Genomic DNA, 16,051 nt, shown 5'->3' with positions numbered 1-16,051 from the left:
AAGCATTCCACGCAACGGAGGGGCCATGGCGATCCAACTATTGAACCGATTCCGCGTCCTGGTCGCGCCAGGCCTGCATAACAGCGGGCCCGAACACTGGCAGAGCCGCTGGCAGCGCCTGTACCCGCGCTTTGAGCGGGTAGAGCAGCGGCGCTGGAGTGATCCGGTCCTGCTGCGCTGGGCCGACCGCCTGGATGAGGTGCTGGACGAGGACCGTCGTCCGACCCTGATCGTTGCACACAGTTTCGGCTGCCTCACCACAGCATTAAGCCTGTCACGTTCAACCTCCCCCCACGTGGCGGGGGTATTGCTGGTGGGGCCTGCCGATCCCGACAAGTTCCAGGTCAGCTCCTTGCTGCCGCACGGTGAACTGCCTTGCCCGTCGATCATGGTGGCCAGCACCAACGACCCATGGATGACGGCGCAAAGCGCCGAAACCTGGGCGCGGCGCTGGGGCAGCGACTTCGTCAACGCGGGAGCGCTGGGACATATCAACGCTGAATCGGGGCTTGGCGACTGGCGTTTCGGCCAGCGCCTGCTGCAGGTCCTGGCGCAGCGCGCATCGAATATAACTTTGGAGAATAAGAATGAGTTTACGCCTTGGCGATACCGCACCGGACTTCGAACAGGATTCCAGCATTGGCAGTATCAGGTTTCATGAGTGGGCCGGAGATTCCTGGGTAGTGCTGTTCTCGCACCCGGCCGACTTCACGCCGGTCTGCACCACGGAACTGGGCCTGACCGCCAGGCTGAAGCCGGAGTTCGACAAGCGCAACGTCAAGGCGATCGCCTTGTCGGTCGATCCGGCCGACAAGCACCGGGAGTGGATCAAGGATATCGAAGAGACGCAGCAAACCGTGGTGGGCTTCCCGATCATCGCCGACGCTGACCGCAAGGTGGCCGAGCTGTACGACATGATCCACCCGAACCAGTCGGCCACCGCCACCGTACGCTCTCTGTTCGTGATCGACCCGGCCAGGAAAGTACGCCTGCAGATCACTTACCCGCTGAGCACCGGCCGCAACTTCGAGGAAGTGCTGCGCGTGATCGATGCCCTGCAGCTGACCGACAAGCACACCGTCGCCACCCCAGGCAACTGGAAGGATGGCGATGACGTGATCATCCCGCTCACCGTACAGGATCCGGAAGTGATCAAACAGAAGTACCCGGCCGGCTTCAAGGCCCCGCGTCCTTACCTGCGCATCACGCCGCAACCGAACAAGTAACGGTTTCGGAAGTATGCCGGTCAGGAAGGGGAGACGATCACCAGGTCCCTGGAATGGCTAGTGCAAATGTTCTTGCAGGCGCCCTTCGGGGCGCTTTTTTTCCTTCAGCATTTCGCGCAGCGCGGCAATCTCGTTGCGTGCTGCGACGATGCATTGGGGATTGTTCTTGCCGCCGGGCGGGGCGAATTCGACCGCCGCCAGGATAGCTGCCTGGATGGTCGACAATTTATCGAAGGCCGCCAGCGGCAGCCCGGCGTCCTCGAAATCGGCCATCAGGTGCTTGGCGGTGCAGTAGACAGTGGCCTTTTCGAACTTGGTGTAGGCCTGCAGGGCCATTTCGGTCAGGTCGCACAAACGGTCGGTCAGCAACAGAGCATCAGTCATCACACTTCCTCCCTTGAATCGCTTGCAGACAATGTAGCACTTGGCTGAATACAAGCCAATAGCCTTGGATCTGTTCCATTCATGCAACGTTGGCAGGTGATTCACTTGTCATAAATGAATTATTCCTTTGTGAGTTCTATTGTGCGAGGTTAGTATTTTTTTCGCGGCACCAAATAAAAATCGTTAGAGAGATCGGATTACCTATGAAACGCACCCTCATCGCCAGTGCTGTTTTGCTGGCCACCTCGCAAGCTTACGCACAGACCGCCGCCCAACCCGCCGCTGAAGAACAGCAGACCGTGGTCGTGCTGGGCTCGCGTGCCACTGCCAAGACTGCGCTGGATACCGCAGCGCCCGTTGGCCTGATCAATGCCAAGGACCTGCATACGGCAGGCCCGCTGGAGCTGGGCAAGCTGCTGCAGACCCTCGACCCCTCGTTCAACTTCTCCACCACCTTCATCAGCGACGGTACCGACATCATCCGTCCTGCGACCCTGCGCTCGCTCGGCCCTGACCAGTTGCTGGTACTGGTGAACGGTAAGCGCCGCCACCAGCAGGCGCTGGTCAACGTGCAGCAAACCATCGGCCGCGGTTCGGCCGGTACCGACATCAACGCGATCCCGCTGTCGGCCATCCACCACATCGAAGTGCTGCGCGATGGCGCGGCCGCCCAATACGGCTCGGACGCGATTGCCGGCGTGATCAACATCGTGCTGAAGTCGAACGTGAACGAAACCGCCCTCAGTGGCCAGGTTGGCACCACCAAGGAAGGTGACGGCGACATGGTTTCGGCCAGCGTGAACCGCGGCTGGTCGCTGGGCGAGGACGGCGGCTACGTCAACCTTTCGCTGGAAGGGCGCAAGCGCGATGAGACCAACCGCGCCGGACCCGACTCGGTGCGCGTCAATCCGCCGCGCGTGACGCAGCGCATTGGCGACAGCGATGCAAAGGATGCGTACCTGTGGTGGAACGCCGCCCTGCCGGTCGACAAAGTGGGCGAGTTCTATAGCTTCGGCGGCGTTTCCAAGCGCAAGGGGGACTCTTCCGGGTTCTTCCGTCCGAATGATGATGCCCGTAATGTTCCGGCTGTGTATCCGAACGGCTTCCTGCCGAATATCCGCACTACCGTGAAAGATGCGTCGTTTGCCTTCGGCTATCGCCGCGACCTGCCGAATGACTGGAAGGCCGACATCAGCATCAACCATGGCCGCAGCGAGCTCGATTTCCACGAGAAGCAAACGATCAACGTCTCCTATTGGTATGAGCCAAAACCAGGTGGCGGCATCTATGCCGAGTCGCCGCTCGAAGCCGACACCGGCAAGCTGAAGTTCAACCAGACGACCTTCAATGCTGATGTGAAAGGCCCGGTTAAATTCGGCAGCGAAGAAGTCTTTGTGGCAACCGGCTTTGAATACCGCCGCGATAACTACCAGATCGTCGCTGGCGACCCGGTGTCCTATCAGTACGGTCGCACCAACAACCCCGCGATCGACATCATCAACCAGAAAGGCGGCAAAGCGGCCTCCGGCACCCAGGGCTTCCCGGGCTACACCCCTGCCACTGAGGTTGACGAAGGCCGCCATAATATCGCCCTGTTCCTGGATACTGAATACCGTCCGGTCAAGGATCTGCTGCTGGCAGCTGCAGTGCGCTACGAGAAGTATTCCGACTTTGGCAATACAACCACTGGCAAGCTCAGTGCGCGCTGGGACCCGACCAAGGAATTCGGCCTGCGCGGCAGCGTGTCGTCCGGCTTCCGCGCACCGGGTGTGCAGCAGAAGTTCTACAGCTCGGTATCGACCAACCTGAACGACGCTGGCGAATTGACCGAAACCCTGACCGCGCGTGAAGGCAGTCTTGTTACCACCGCCTTGGGTATCAAGCCGTTAAAGGAAGAAACTTCGCGCAATGCCTCGATCGGCATGGTGCTGCGTCCGGCAAAGAACATGTCGCTGACCGCTGACGTGTATCAGATCAAGATTAAGGACCGTATCGTGTTCTCGAGCGAGATCACGCCGGAAGAGGGCGGCGGCCCGATCGCCAACGTGCTGAACCCGCTGAGCGTCGGCCAGGCGCAGTTCTTCACCAACGCGGTTGACACCACCACCCGTGGCCTGGACATCGTCGCCGACCACACCACCAGGTTCACGTCCTCGACGCTGGTACTGTCCGGCCAGTTAGGCTTCAACAAGACCGAAGTCACCAAGCGTCATTCGCCATCGACCTTGCTGACCGGCGAGCAGCTCTTTAGCCAGGCGCAGGTGACCCTGATCGAGCGTGGCCAGCCACGCAAGCATCATGTCATTGCTGCCGACTACACCACTGGCCCGTGGAACGTGAATGCACGTGCTAACTATTACGGCGAAGTGAGCGGCGAAGGTTTTGGCCCGTTGCACACCTGGGATGCCAAATGGATTGTGGATTCGAGCGTGCGTTATAGCTTTAGCAAGAAGACCACCTTGGCTTTCGGCGTCAACAACTTGTTCGATACCTACCCATCTGAATGGACCAATGGTGGCGCCCTGGCGAACATGGGCTTCAAATACTGCTGGGAGACCTGCCCATTCGGCGTAAATGGCCGTTCGATGTACCTGAAGTTCGATACCGCCTTCTAAACCGCTGCTGCGCGCACGAAAGCGCCCCTCGGGGCGCTTTTTTCATAAGCAAATAAGGAATTCGTTGTTGAGTTTCCATTGCGCTCTCGATACCCTAGCGGGTCTTGGAAGGATATCGCATGGATCTGTCGTTCATCGTTTCTGGTTTTGTCGTAGGCACGCTGGTCGGATTAACCGGCGTAGGCGGCGGTTCGCTCATGACGCCCATCCTGACCCTGGTGTTCGGCGTTTCGCCCTCGGTGGCGGTGGGCACCGACCTGGCCTTTGCCTCCATCACCAAGACTGCCGGCACCCTCACGCACCGTCTGCGTGGCACGGTGCGCTGGGACGTGGTGCGCCTGCTGTGCTACGGCGCCTTGCCTGCAGCCCTTGCTGCGACCCTGGGCCTGAAGTATTTCGGCGCCCTGGACAAGCAAATCGGCCATGTGATCCGCATCTGCATCGCCGGTTCCGTCATGCTGACCGTGGTCGCCATCCTATTCCGCGGCAAGATGCTGGCCTGGATGCTGGCTCACCCGGAACGGCAGCTGCAGGGCAGGGCGCTGGCAACGGCCACCGTCCTTGCCGGCGCCGTACTGGGCACGCTGGTAACCATTTCTTCCATTGGGGCCGGCGCCGTTGGTGCCACGCTGCTGGTGCTGATGTATCCCCGCCTTACGCCGGCAGAAGTGGCCGGCACCGATATCGCCTATGCCGTGCCGTTGACGGCAATTGCCGCGGTGGGGCACTGGTGGCTGGGCTCCATCGACTGGTCGCTCCTGGCGACCTTGCTGGTAGGCTCGGTGCCCGGCATTACCATCGGCTCCTGGTTTGCGCGCTCCATGCCGGAGCGTTTCCTGCGCGGCGTGCTGGCCACGGTGCTGGTGTCGGTAGCAGCGAAACTGGTGGCCTGAAAGCTTGCCCACTGCGAATTTGGCATCTAAGCAAATGAAAAAAGGGTAGTTTGGTTTATAACGCATGAATGCGAACATGCGCTCCTGTTAGTCGAAAATGTAATAAGGGAGCAAGCATGCCTGCAGTAGCTGCATCGGTGCCTACCCCGGCAACCGCACTCGGAGGAGAGGTCAAGGCCCGCAAAGCGCCATACCGCGTGATGCCGGGCTTTAACCTGTCGCTCGGTTTCACCATCCTGTACCTGACGCTGATCGTCCTGATCCCGCTGTCGGCAATCTTCCTGAAAACCTTCACCATGACCTGGGATGGCTTCTGGAGCGCCGTCACCTCGGAACGCGTGGTCGCCTCCTACAAACTGACTTTCGGCGCCTCCTTTCTTGGCGCCTTGCTGAATGTCTTCTTCGGCGGCATCGTGGCCTGGGTACTGGTGCGCTACAAATTCCCCGGCAAGCGCATTGTCGACGCGCTGGTCGACCTGCCTTTCGCGCTGCCGACCGCGGTTGCCGGCATTACGCTGACCGCCCTGTATTCCTCCAATGGCTGGTTCGGCCGCTATATCGAGGGCGTGCTGGGCCTCAAGGTCGCCTTTACCCCGTTGGGCGTGGTGGTGGCGCTGACCTTCATCGGCCTGCCTTTCGTGGTGCGTACCGTGCAGCCGGTGCTGGAAGACGCCGAGCGCGAACTGGAAGAAGCCGCGGCCAGCCTGGGCGCCTCGGCCTTCCAGACTTTCCGCCGCGTGGTCTTCCCGACAATCTTGCCTTCGCTGCTGACCGGTTTTGCGCTGGCTTTCGCGCGCGCCACGGGTGAATTCGGCTCGGTCATTTTCATCGCCGGCAATATGCCGCTGGTGTCCGAGATCACCCCGCTGTTCATCATCACCAAACTGGAACAATACGACTACGCCGGCGCCACTGCCATCGCCGTGGTCATGCTGGTGGCTTCCTTCATCATGCTGCTGACGATTAACCTGCTGCAAGCCTGGTCGCGCGGGAGGAATGCCAAATGAGCACATCCGTAAGCCCGATCCGCCGCGGAGAACTGCCGCAACGCCACGATGTGCTGGAGCCGCGCTGGGTGCGTTACGCCCTGATCGCTGTGGCGCTGACTTTCCTGACCCTGTTCCTGTTCGTGCCGCTGGTCGCCGTGTTCGCCGAAGCACTGAAGAAGGGTTGGGACGTGTATGCCAGCGCCATCATGGAAGACGATTCGATTGCTGCCATCAAGCTTACCTTGCTGACGGCCGCTATTGCCGTGCCGTTCAACCTGGTGTTTGGTGTAGCCGCTTCCTGGGCCATCACCAAGTTTGAATTCCGCGGCAAGAGCCTGCTGCTGACGCTGATCGACCTGCCGTTCTCGGTATCGCCAGTGATCTCGGGCCTGATCTATGTGCTGCTGTTCGGCGCCCAGGGCTGGTTCGGCCCATGGCTGGCGGAGCACGACATCAAGATCCTGTTCGCTGTGCCCGGTATCGTGATCGCCACCGTGTTCATCACCTTCCCGTTCGTGGCGCGCGAACTGATCCCGCTGATGCAGGCGCAGGGCAGCGAAGAAGAGGAAGCGGCCGTGGTGCTGGGCGCGAACGGCTGGCAAACCTTCTTCCGCGTGACCCTGCCGAATATCAAGTGGGGCCTGCTGTACGGCGTGATCCTGTGTAACGCCCGCGCCATGGGCGAGTTCGGCGCGGTGTCGGTGGTCTCAGGCCATATCCGCGGCGAGACCAATACCATGCCGCTGCAGGTCGAGATCCTGTACAACGAATACAACTTTGCCGCCGCCTTTGCCGTGGCCTCGCTGCTGGCCCTGCTGGCGCTGGTGACCCTGGCAGTGAAAACCTTTATCGAATGGCGCCTGCACGAAAACTACGGCGATGACGCCAAGGAGCATTGAGATGACGATCGCAGTCAAGAACATCAACAAGCGTTTCGGCGACTTCGTCGCCCTGGATAATGTTTCGCTCGACTTCCCGCAGGGCGAGCTGACCGCGCTGCTGGGCCCATCGGGCTGCGGCAAGACCACGCTGCTGCGCTGCATCGCCGGCCTGGAACATCCGGATTCGGGCCAGGTGCTGCTGGATGGCGCCGACGCCTCCGACCGCCATGTGCGCGAGCGCCAGGTTGGCTTCGTGTTCCAGCACTATGCGCTGTTCAAGCACATGACCGTGTTCGAGAACGTGGCCTTCGGCCTGCGCGTCAAGCCGCGCAAGGAGCGTCCGTCGGAAGAACAGATCCGCCGCAAGGTGAAGGAACTGCTGGAACTGGTGCAGCTGGACTGGCTGGCCGACCGGTATCCGCCGCAGCTGTCCGGCGGCCAACGCCAGCGTATCGCCCTGGCGCGCGCCCTGGCCGTCGAACCGCGCGTGCTGCTGCTGGACGAGCCGTTCGGCGCGCTGGACGCCAAGGTGCGCAAGGAGCTGCGCCGCTGGCTGCGCCGCCTGCACGACGAGTTGCACGTGACCTCGATCTTCGTCACGCACGACCAGGAGGAAGCGCTGGAAGTGGCCGACCGCGTGGTGCTGATGAACAAGGGCCGCGTCGAGCAACTGGGATCGCCGGACGAGGTGTACAACCATCCTGCCTCGCCGTTTGTGTATGGCTTCCTCGGCAACGTCAACGTGTTCCACGGCCGCGTGCATGAGGGCGTGCTGGCCAGCGACGGCGTGGAATTCGATGTTGAAGGCCATGGCAGCGGCAAGGGCACAGCTTATATCCGCCCGCACGACCTGGAAGTCGAGCGCTATGTGGAGGGCGCGGAAGGCATCGTGGTCAAGCTGCGCCGTGCCCACGCGATCGGCCCGCTGGCCCAGCTCGACCTGGAGCGCACCGACAACGCCCAGATCATCGAAGCCACGATTTCCAACGAACGCTATATCCAGCTGAACCTGAAAGACGGTGAAACCCTGGTGGTGCGTCCCAAGCGCCTGCGGGTCTTTGTGGATGAAGGGGCACACGCATGAACTTCCAGCAACTGCGCTCCGTGCGCGAAGCGGCGCGCCGCAACTACAACCTGACCGAAGTGGCCAATGCCCTATTCACGTCCCAGCCTGGTGTGAGCCGCCAGATCCGCGAGCTGGAAGACGAACTTGGCGTCATCATCTTCGAGCGCAACGGCAAGCGCCTGACCGGGCTGACCGAGCCTGGCAAAGGCATCCTGAAGATCGTCGACCGTCTGCTGGTGGAAGCGGAAAACCTGCAGCAGGCCAGCCTGGAGTTCACCGGCCAGAAAAGCGGCACGCTGACCATCGCCGCTACCCACACCCAGGCGCGCTACGCGCTGCCGAAGGCGGTCTCGCATTTCCGCAATGAGTTCCCGGATGTGCGCATCGCCCTGCAGCAAAGCGCTCCCGACCATATCGCGGAATGGGTCCTGTCGGGCAAGGCCGATATCGGCATTGCCACCGAAGGCCTGTCGCAGTTCCCCGACCTGGTGTCTTTCCCCTGCTATCGCTGGAGCCACCTGGTGGTGGTGCCGGATGGCCACCCTCTGCTGACGCGTTCCCCGATCCGGCTGGAAGACCTGGCCGAATACCCGCTGATCACTTACGACGTCGGCTTCACCGGCCGTGGCCACATCGATGCCGCCTTCGACAAGGCCGGCGTGCGCCCCGACATCGTGCTGACCGCAATGGATTCCGACGTTATCAAGCAATACGTGTCGCTGGGCCTGGGCGTTGGCCTGGTGGCATCGATGGCCTTCGACCATGGCCGCGACAAGGGGCTGCGTGCCATCGAGGCTTCGCACCTGTTTGCCGCCAATACGACCCGGCTTGCGCTGCGCAAGGGGGCGTACCTGCGATCGTATGCCTACGAGTTCATCGCGCAGTTCGCTCCCGATTTGACGCGGGCCGAAGTCGAGCACGCCTTGCAGGGCGGCGACGCCGTTTAAGCCGGCTTAGAACTCTTCCCAACCGTCGCCGGCGGCAGCGGTTCGCTGCCTGGGGACAGGCGCCAGGGCGGCAGTCGCCGCGCTGCGCGGCTTGAGCCGGGTAACGGTGGCACGCGCCGCCGGCGCCGGCGCCGTCAGGCGGAATACGCTGACGGCCTGCGCCAGCGACGCTGCCTGGTCCTGCAAGGCGCCGGCCGCGGCAGCAGCCTGCTCCACCAGCGCCGCGTTCTGCTGCGTCACATTATCCATCTGTACGACGGCTTCGTTGATCTGCTCAATGCCGGCGCTCTGCTCGCCGCTGGCCGCGGAAATCTCGGCGATGATGTCCGTCACCTGCTGCACGCTGCCGACCACTTCGCGCATGGTGGACCCGGCCTGGTCGGCCAGGCGGCTGCCTTCCTCCACCTGCGCTACCGAACTGTCGATGAGCTGCTTGATCTCCTTGGCGGCGCCGGCCGCGCGTTGCGCCAGGTTGCGCACTTCCGAAGCGACGACCGCGAAACCGCGCCCCTGTTCGCCGGCGCGCGCCGCTTCCACCGCCGCGTTCAAAGCGAGGATATTGGTCTGGAACGCGATGCCGTCGATCACCGAAATGATCTCTACGATCTTGTAGGCCGATTCGTTGATGGCGCTCATCTTGTCCACGACCTGCGACACCACGTCGCCGCCGCGCCGCGCCACGGTGGATGCATTGTCGGCCAACTGGTTGGCCTGCCGGGCATTGTCGGCATTCTGGCGCACGGTCGAAGTCAGCTCCTCCATCGACGAGGCGGTTTCCTCCAGCGAACTGGCTTGCTGTTCGGTGCGCGACGACAAATCCAGGTTGCCGCTGGCGATTTCGGAGGACGCTGTCGTAATGGAGTCGGTTGCTTGGCGCACATCGCCGACAATGCCGGCCAGGCTGCTATTCATCTCGCGCAGGGCAGACAGCAGTTTTCCGGTTTCGTCCTGCGAGCCGGCCTCGATCTGCTGCGTCAGGTCGCCCGCCGCAACGCCTTGTGCGATGCGGACGGCGCGATTCAATGGCACGGTAATGCTGCGCACCAGCCACCAGCCTATGCCTGCTGCCAACGCCAGGCCACCGGCCAGCAAGCCGGAAGCGAGCAGGCGGAAGCTGGCGTAGCTCGCTTGCGAAGCCTCGTATTCCTGCTTGCCTACATCCATTTGGAGCTGGATCAACTGGTTCATGACTTCGCGCACGGCCAGGTATCGTTCATTCATGCGGCCGTGCAACAGATTCTTCATCTTTTCAACGTCGGCCGAACGCGCGGCCTCGATGGCCGGATTCAGGCCTTCATCGAGGAAGGCGGTACGCGCTGCAACGAAGCGGTCAACCAGGACTTTTTCTTCGGGCGTCAGCTTCGTTAGCGCGTACTCCTGCCATACCTTGCTTGCCTTAGCCCGCGCTTCTTCCACTGCCTTGACTGCTTCCGGCAGGCGGGCGGGATCGTCGCTGACAGCCTTGGCAACCGTAAGCTGGTTGCGGTTGATGGTGCGGATCACTTCCTGCAGCATGCCCAAGGCGACCAGGCGGTCTTCGTACACGGTTTGCAAAGATGCATTGGACTTGGACAGGCTGGCGATGCCGGCCGTACCGATGATCGTCATGGTGACGCAAAGGATTGCCAGGACAGCCACCAGGCGGGTTTTGATTGTCAGGTTGTTCAGCATGCACGGCTCCAGCCTGCGCGCAGGCGCAAGCAAAGTTCTTGGTGTGGGAGTAGTAATACCGCAAGGGTGGGGCGGCTGTGGACCAGGGCAGGCTGGGGGCCGGCAAGGCGGACACCCTGGAGCCACGATGCTACCAACAAGGGTTCGGACAGGCAAGTGGGAATTGGTGAGATTGTGGTTTATTGACCGCCGGTTGGCGCTTGTTTGCGGTGCCGGGCAAGGAACTCCCAGATCACGCTATTGGCCTCGATCTCGCGCGTGGTTTTTCCGAGCGGCAGACCAACGTTGAAAGCGTCTGCTCCGGCCCAGGTATGGCCGCCGTTGCTGACCGTGACCAATGCCACGCCGACGCCATCCCGGCTCTGCTCGAGGAAGGCCACCTCGGTGTCGTCGTGCTTGTCGTTGTCGATACTGCGCTGTTTCGCGCTAGCGTCGACGATCCCGTTGTTCCTTAGCCAGAAATGATACGAATCTGCGGCTGAAAGATAGCTGCCTTGCTTGCCGCCGAAGGCCACGATCTCGTCGGCAGTGCCGAGCAGGTGCATGATGCCAACCGTGCCGGCCTGTCCGGCGTTGCCGCGTTTTACGGCCTGGTCGACAAGCGATTGCGGCGTTGTCGCGCCCACCGCCGCCACTGCCGCAAACAGGTGCGGCAGTTCAGCGGCGATACGCAGGCTAAAAAAGCCGCCTCGTGACAGGCCGGTTGCATAGATGCGGCTGCGGTCGATGCGGTACTCCTGCGCCAGTTTGGCCAGCATCGCTTCAGTGAAACCGATGTCGTCGCTGCCATCCTTATTCTCGCGTTCGAAATTGACGTTCCAATCCTGCTTGATGCCTTGCGGGTAAACCGCGATGAAGTTTTCGCGGTCGGCCGTCCGATTCATCTGCGTATAGAGCATCTGTTCGCGCATCGTCATTCCGCCACCATGGTAATTGACCACCACGGGGAATTGTTGCTGTGGCCTGCTTGCGTAGGACGCCGGGGTGTAGACAATGTATTTTCGTTTGACGTCCTGGTGAACGAGCCTCTGCTCCTGCGCCGAGGCAGTGGCGGAGACGCAGAGAATGACAAGTGCGAACAGTTTTTTCATGGTTTGCCCTAACGCAGTGGTGGAACACCCAGCTTAGGGCAGCGCCCGTGAAGAAACTGTGAAAAGGACTGTTCCGGCGCGAGCGCTTACTGGCCGGGATTGGGCAGTTTGGCGTGGATCGCGTCGACTGCTGCCACGACTTCCGGTGACAGGCGGACATCGAAGGCGTCGATGTTTTCCCGGAGCTGCGCCAGCGTGGTGGCGCCGATGATGGTGGAGGCGACGAACCAGCGTGAATAACACCAAGCCAGCGCGAGCTGGGCCGGCGTCATGCCGTTGTCGCGCGCCAGCCTGGCGTACTGCGCCACAGCATCCAGCACCCCCTGGCGCAGGTAGCGCGGGCTCCAGGACGGCGGGAAGATCGTCAGGCGGCCGTGCGCTTTCGGATCATCGAGATACTTGGCGGTGAGCTGGCCGAACGCCAGCGGGCTATAGGCCATCAGGCTGACTTGCTCGCGGAAGCAGGTCTCGTCCAGGAAGCTGGTCTCGAAATGGCGCGCCGTCAGGTTGTACAGGTTCTGGATGGTGGCAATGCGCGGTAGGCCCTTCATCTCGGCCTGCTTGACGAATTCGGACACTCCCCAGCTGCTTTCGTTCGATACGCCGATGTGGCGGATTTTGCCTTCCTTGATCAGCTCACCGAGCACGGCCAGCGTTTCCTCGATGGCGATGCTGTGGCGCTCCTTGTCGGGGTCGAACCGGCTGGCGCCGAAGATCGGGACATTGCGGCTTGGCCAGTGCAGCTGGTACAGGTCGATGACATCGGTCTGCAGGCGCTGCAGGCTGGTTTCCACCGCGGCGCGGATATTGGCCGCATTGTGGTTGCTCTTGCCCTTGCGGATCCAGTGCATGTACGGATTCGGGCCTGCAATCTTGGTCGCCAGCACCACGTCGGCACGGCGGCCGGACTTTTTCAGCCAGGTGCCGATGAAGCGTTCGGTATCGCCCTGCGTCGCAGCGGACGGCATCACCGGGTACAGCTCGGCGGTGTCGATGAAGTTGATGCCGCGCTCGAGCGCAACATCGAGCTGGGCGTGCGCATCGGCTTCGCTATTTTGCTGGCCGAAGGTCATCGTGCCGAGGCAGATCCTGCTGACCTTCAGGTCGCTGCGGCCAAGGGCGATCTTTTCCACGCTTAGCCTCGCAGCGCGTCGGCGCAATCGCGCACCAGGGCCGGGCCGGCGTAAATCAGGCCGGAATAGAGCTGCACCAGCTGCGCGCCGGCTTCGATCTTGGCCTTGGCATCCTTGCCCTGCATGATGCCGCCCACGCCGATGATCGGCAGGGCGTCGCCCAGTTCCGCCTTCAGCAGGCGGATCACGTTGTTCGACAGTTCGAACACCGGCGCGCCGGACAGGCCGCCGGCTTCCGCGCCATGCTGCATGCCTTCCACCGCCGTGCGGCTCAGGGTCGTGTTGGTGGCGATCACGCCATCGATCTTGTGGCGCAGCAGGGCGTCGGCGATGTTCTTCACCTGGTCGCCATCCATGTCAGGCGCGATCTTCAGCGTCATCGGCACGTAGCGCTTGTGCTGGTCGGCCAGGCGCAGTTGCGCCTCCTTCAGTTGCGACAGCAGGCCATCGACTTCCGAAGCACCCTGCAGCTGGCGCAGGTTCTTGGTGTTTGGCGAGGAGATGTTGACGGTGACATAGCTGGCATATGGATAGACCTTGTCCAGGCAGTGCAGGTAATCGTCCACCGCGCGCTCGATTGGCGTGTCGGCGTTCTTGCCGATGTTCAGGCCCAGCACGCCCTCGCGGTTCTGGTAGAAGCGCGAGGACTGTACATTGGCCACGAAGGCGTCGACACCGCCGTTATTGAAGCCCATGCGGTTGATGATGCCGTGCGCAGCGGGGATGCGGAACATGCGCGGCTTCGGGTTGCCCGGCTGGGCGCGCGGAGTCACGGTGCCCACTTCGATGGAGCCGAAGCCCAGGTCGGCCAGCGCATCGATGAAGGCGCCATCCTTGTCCAGGCCGGCGGCCAGGCCGACCGGATTGCGGAAGGTCAGGCCCATGACGGTGCGCGGATCGTCTTTCGGGCGGCGCACCATGGCGCGCGTCAGGCCCAGTGCGGACAGGCGCTTCAATGCCGGCAGGGTGAAATGGTGGGCCGATTCCGCGTCCATCGAGAACAGGATGGGGCGGGCGAGGGTGTACAGGAATTTATCGGACATTTGTGGGCAGCTTTGGTGTATTTTGTAGCATTTTACACTGCGCCCCCTGGAGGACCTTCCGTGATCAAGCCTGGACTTGCCTTGCTGGCCTGCCTTTCCCTGCCTGCCATTGCCGCCGAAAACCAGCTCGCCGCCGCCATCGCGAGCGACTACAAAGCCAGCCTCGAGCCCCTGTTCAACCACCTGCACGCCAACCCGGAGCTGTCCTACATGGAAGTGCAGACCGCCGCGCGCATGGCCAGGGAGTTGCGTGCGGCAGGTTTCGAGGTAACGGAAGGCATCGGCAAGACCGGCCTGGTGGCCATCCTGCGCAATGGCAAAGGCCCGACCGTGATGGTGCGCGCCGACATGGACGCGCTGCCGGTGGAAGAGAAGTCCGATGCGCCGAACGCCTCCAGGGTGAAGGTCAAGGACGCGAGCGGCAACCTGGTGCCGGTGATGCATGCTTGCGGCCACGACGTGCACATGACCAGCCTGGTGGGCACCGCCCACCAGATGGCCGCGCGCAAGGGTGACTGGAAAGGCACGCTGATGCTGGTTGGCCAGCCTGCGGAGGAGCGTACCGGCGGTGCGCTCGACATGATGGCCGACGGCATCTACAAACGTTTCGGCAAGCCCGATTATGCGTTGGCGCTACACGTGGGCGCCGATATCGAAGCCGGCAAGATCGACGCCAGCGAAGCGCCGTTCTCCGGCGCGGACCTGATGGAAATCGTGGTGCACGGCGTTGGTACCCACGGCGCCAGCCCGCATACCGGCAAGGACCCGGTCGTGATCGCGTCGCAGATCGTGCTGGCGCTGCAAACCGTCGTCACGCGCGATATCGCGCCGCGCGAAGCGGCCCTGATCACCGTCGGCTCCTTCCATGCCGGCACCAAGGGCAATGTGATCAGCGATACGGCGCGCCTGGAACTGACCGTGCGCTCCGAAAGCGACGAGGCGCGCGCCAGGCTGCTGGACGGTATCAAGCGCGTGGCTGAGAACACAGCGCGTGCAGCAGGCGTACCGGAAGACAAGTTGCCGGAAATCCGCCACACCGACCGCCCGGTGCCACCGACCCTGAACGACAAGGCCATGCTGCAGCGCCTGCGCAGCGTCTGGTCAAGCAAGCTGGGCGAGGGCATTTTCGACAAGGGTTACCAGCGCGGCAGCATGGTGGGGGAAGACTATGCCCATTTCATTTACGGCCAGGGCATTCCGAGCGTGTATTTCATGGTGGGCGGCACGCCGGCCGCGCAGGTGGAAGCGGCGCGCACCGGCAAGGCCACGCTTGCCTACAACCACAGCCCGCTGTTCCGCGCCGATGCCGAGAAGTCGATCCAGACCGGCGTGCTGGCGACTACGGTTGCACTGCTGGACCTGATGAGGAAGTGAGCGGGCCCCACACGCCCTTGATGCGCGCCTGCAGGGGCTGGAACTTGATTTTGTAGTTCATTTTCGGGCTGTCTTCGATCCAGTAGCCCAGGTAGACGAAGTCGAGTCCCAGTTCATGCGCCTGCGCGATCTGCCACATCACGTTATAGGTGCCGAAGGAAGCACCCGGCACGTCCGGGTCGAAGAAGGTGTAGACCGACGACAGGCCATCCGACAGCACGTCGATGATGGACACCATGCGGAGCGTGCCGCCCGGTTCGCGGAACTCCACCAGGCGCGTATTGACCCGGCTTTGCAGCAGGAATTGGGCATACTGGTCGCGTGAATCCTGGTCCATGCCGCCGCCTGCGTGGCGCGTGCTCTGGTAGCGCAGGTAAAGATCGTAATGCTCGTCCGAGAAGGACAGGCTGGCCACGCCGGCTTCCAGCTTGCAGTGGCGCGCCCAGGCCCGGCGCTGGCCGCGCGTCGGGGTGAAACCGCCGGCCACCACGCGCACCGGGATGCAGGCCTGGCAGCCGTCGCAATATGGACGATAAGTAAAGATGCCGCTGCGGCGGAAGCCGTTCTTCACCAGTTCCGAGTACACGTCGGCGTTGATCAGGTGCGACGGCGTTGCCACCTGCGAGCGGGCCTGACGTGCATCAAGGTAGCTGCACGGGTAAGGCGCCGTTGTATAAAACTGCAACGTTGCGAATGGAAGGTCGTTAAGCTGCGTCATGGTTCATATCATAACGCGTC

At 62.3% G+C, this 16,051-nt stretch carries 15 protein-coding genes; 9 read left to right on the top strand and 6 right to left on the bottom strand.

The features are described from left to right. The first annotated feature begins 25 nt into the window (after window positions 1–25). Window positions 26–661 carry an RBBP9/YdeN family alpha/beta hydrolase gene (locus ACWBU6_RS24110; protein WP_452645867.1) on the top strand — a complete coding sequence of 212 codons (636 nt, stop codon included), beginning with the start codon at window positions 26–28 and terminating at the stop codon, window positions 659–661. Then, window positions 588–1,226 (top strand): peroxiredoxin, encoded by a 639-nt coding sequence (locus tag ACWBU6_RS24105; RefSeq protein ID WP_452645866.1) that lies wholly within the window; start codon window positions 588–590, stop codon window positions 1,224–1,226. Before ACWBU6_RS24110 ends, ACWBU6_RS24105 begins: the two co-directional genes overlap by 74 nt. Window positions 1,227–1,283: 57 nt before the next feature. Here ACWBU6_RS24105 and ACWBU6_RS24100 read toward each other — a convergent pair whose 3' ends face one another. After that, complete coding sequence (locus ACWBU6_RS24100; protein ID WP_130310766.1) at window positions 1,284–1,610, bottom strand: hypothetical protein; 327 nt, start codon at window positions 1,608–1,610, stop codon at window positions 1,284–1,286. A gap of 203 nt (window positions 1,611–1,813) precedes the next feature. On the opposite strand from ACWBU6_RS24100, the gene ACWBU6_RS24095 reads away from it, so the two are divergent. From ACWBU6_RS24095 to ACWBU6_RS24070, 6 genes are all read left to right on the top strand, one after another. Beyond that, complete coding sequence (locus tag ACWBU6_RS24095; RefSeq protein WP_452645865.1) at window positions 1,814–4,225, top strand: TonB-dependent receptor plug domain-containing protein; 2,412 nt, start codon at window positions 1,814–1,816, stop codon at window positions 4,223–4,225. Window positions 4,226–4,344: 119 nt separating this feature from the next. Next, the gene (locus ACWBU6_RS24090) at window positions 4,345–5,118 is read left to right on the top strand and encodes a sulfite exporter TauE/SafE family protein (RefSeq protein ID WP_452645864.1); all 774 of its coding nucleotides are present in this window, start codon (window positions 4,345–4,347) and stop codon (window positions 5,116–5,118) included. Between the two features lie 200 nt (window positions 5,119–5,318). Beyond that, window positions 5,319–6,125: a sulfate ABC transporter permease subunit CysT gene (cysT, locus tag ACWBU6_RS24085; RefSeq protein ID WP_452649615.1), complete on the top strand. Its 807-nt coding sequence runs from the start codon at window positions 5,319–5,321 to the stop codon at window positions 6,123–6,125. After that, window positions 6,122–7,006 (top strand): sulfate ABC transporter permease subunit CysW, encoded by an 885-nt coding sequence (gene cysW / locus ACWBU6_RS24080; protein ID WP_452645863.1) that lies wholly within the window; start codon window positions 6,122–6,124, stop codon window positions 7,004–7,006. Before cysT ends, cysW begins: the two co-directional genes overlap by 4 nt. A 1-nt stretch (window position 7,007) precedes the next feature. Then, window positions 7,008–8,072: a sulfate/molybdate ABC transporter ATP-binding protein gene (locus ACWBU6_RS24075; RefSeq protein ID WP_452645862.1), complete on the top strand. Its 1,065-nt coding sequence runs from the start codon at window positions 7,008–7,010 to the stop codon at window positions 8,070–8,072. Beyond that, window positions 8,069–9,001, top strand: a complete 933-nt coding sequence (locus ACWBU6_RS24070; protein WP_452645861.1) for a CysB family HTH-type transcriptional regulator — start codon at window positions 8,069–8,071, stop codon at window positions 8,999–9,001. The genes ACWBU6_RS24075 and ACWBU6_RS24070 overlap by 4 nt, the downstream gene beginning before the upstream one ends. A gap of 6 nt (window positions 9,002–9,007) precedes the next feature. On the opposite strand, the gene ACWBU6_RS24065 is transcribed toward ACWBU6_RS24070, so the two are convergent. The 4 genes from ACWBU6_RS24065 to ACWBU6_RS24050 form a co-directional block, all read right to left on the bottom strand. Next, on the bottom strand, window positions 9,008–10,672 hold the full coding sequence (locus ACWBU6_RS24065; RefSeq protein WP_452645860.1) for a methyl-accepting chemotaxis protein: 1,665 nt from the start codon (window positions 10,670–10,672) through the stop codon (window positions 9,008–9,010). Window positions 10,673–10,851: 179 nt separating this feature from the next. Next, window positions 10,852–11,763, bottom strand: a complete 912-nt coding sequence (locus ACWBU6_RS24060; protein WP_452645859.1) for an alpha/beta hydrolase family esterase — start codon at window positions 11,761–11,763, stop codon at window positions 10,852–10,854. Window positions 11,764–11,849: 86 nt separating this feature from the next. Further along, window positions 11,850–12,896, bottom strand: a complete 1,047-nt coding sequence (locus ACWBU6_RS24055) for an aldo/keto reductase (RefSeq protein ID WP_452645858.1) — start codon at window positions 12,894–12,896, stop codon at window positions 11,850–11,852. A 2-nt stretch (window positions 12,897–12,898) separates the two neighbouring features. Next, window positions 12,899–13,939, bottom strand: a complete 1,041-nt coding sequence (locus ACWBU6_RS24050) for a quinone-dependent dihydroorotate dehydrogenase (RefSeq protein ID WP_452645857.1) — start codon at window positions 13,937–13,939, stop codon at window positions 12,899–12,901. Window positions 13,940–13,999: 60 nt separating this feature from the next. Between ACWBU6_RS24050 and ACWBU6_RS24045 the strand changes: the two genes are divergently transcribed. Beyond that, complete coding sequence (locus ACWBU6_RS24045; RefSeq protein WP_452645856.1) at window positions 14,000–15,313, top strand: amidohydrolase; 1,314 nt, start codon at window positions 14,000–14,002, stop codon at window positions 15,311–15,313. Here ACWBU6_RS24045 and ACWBU6_RS24040 read toward each other — a convergent pair. Further along, the gene (locus tag ACWBU6_RS24040; RefSeq protein WP_452645855.1) at window positions 15,279–16,031 is read right to left on the bottom strand and encodes an arginyltransferase; all 753 of its coding nucleotides are present in this window, start codon (window positions 16,029–16,031) and stop codon (window positions 15,279–15,281) included. The genes ACWBU6_RS24045 and ACWBU6_RS24040 overlap by 35 nt on opposite strands. Between the last annotated feature and the right edge of the window lie 20 nt (window positions 16,032–16,051).

It is taken from the genome of Pseudoduganella sp. HUAS MS19 (genome assembly GCF_053615455.1).
The sequence above is the reverse complement of the archived record's forward strand: the minus strand, read 5'-3'. Positions and strand labels throughout refer to the sequence as shown.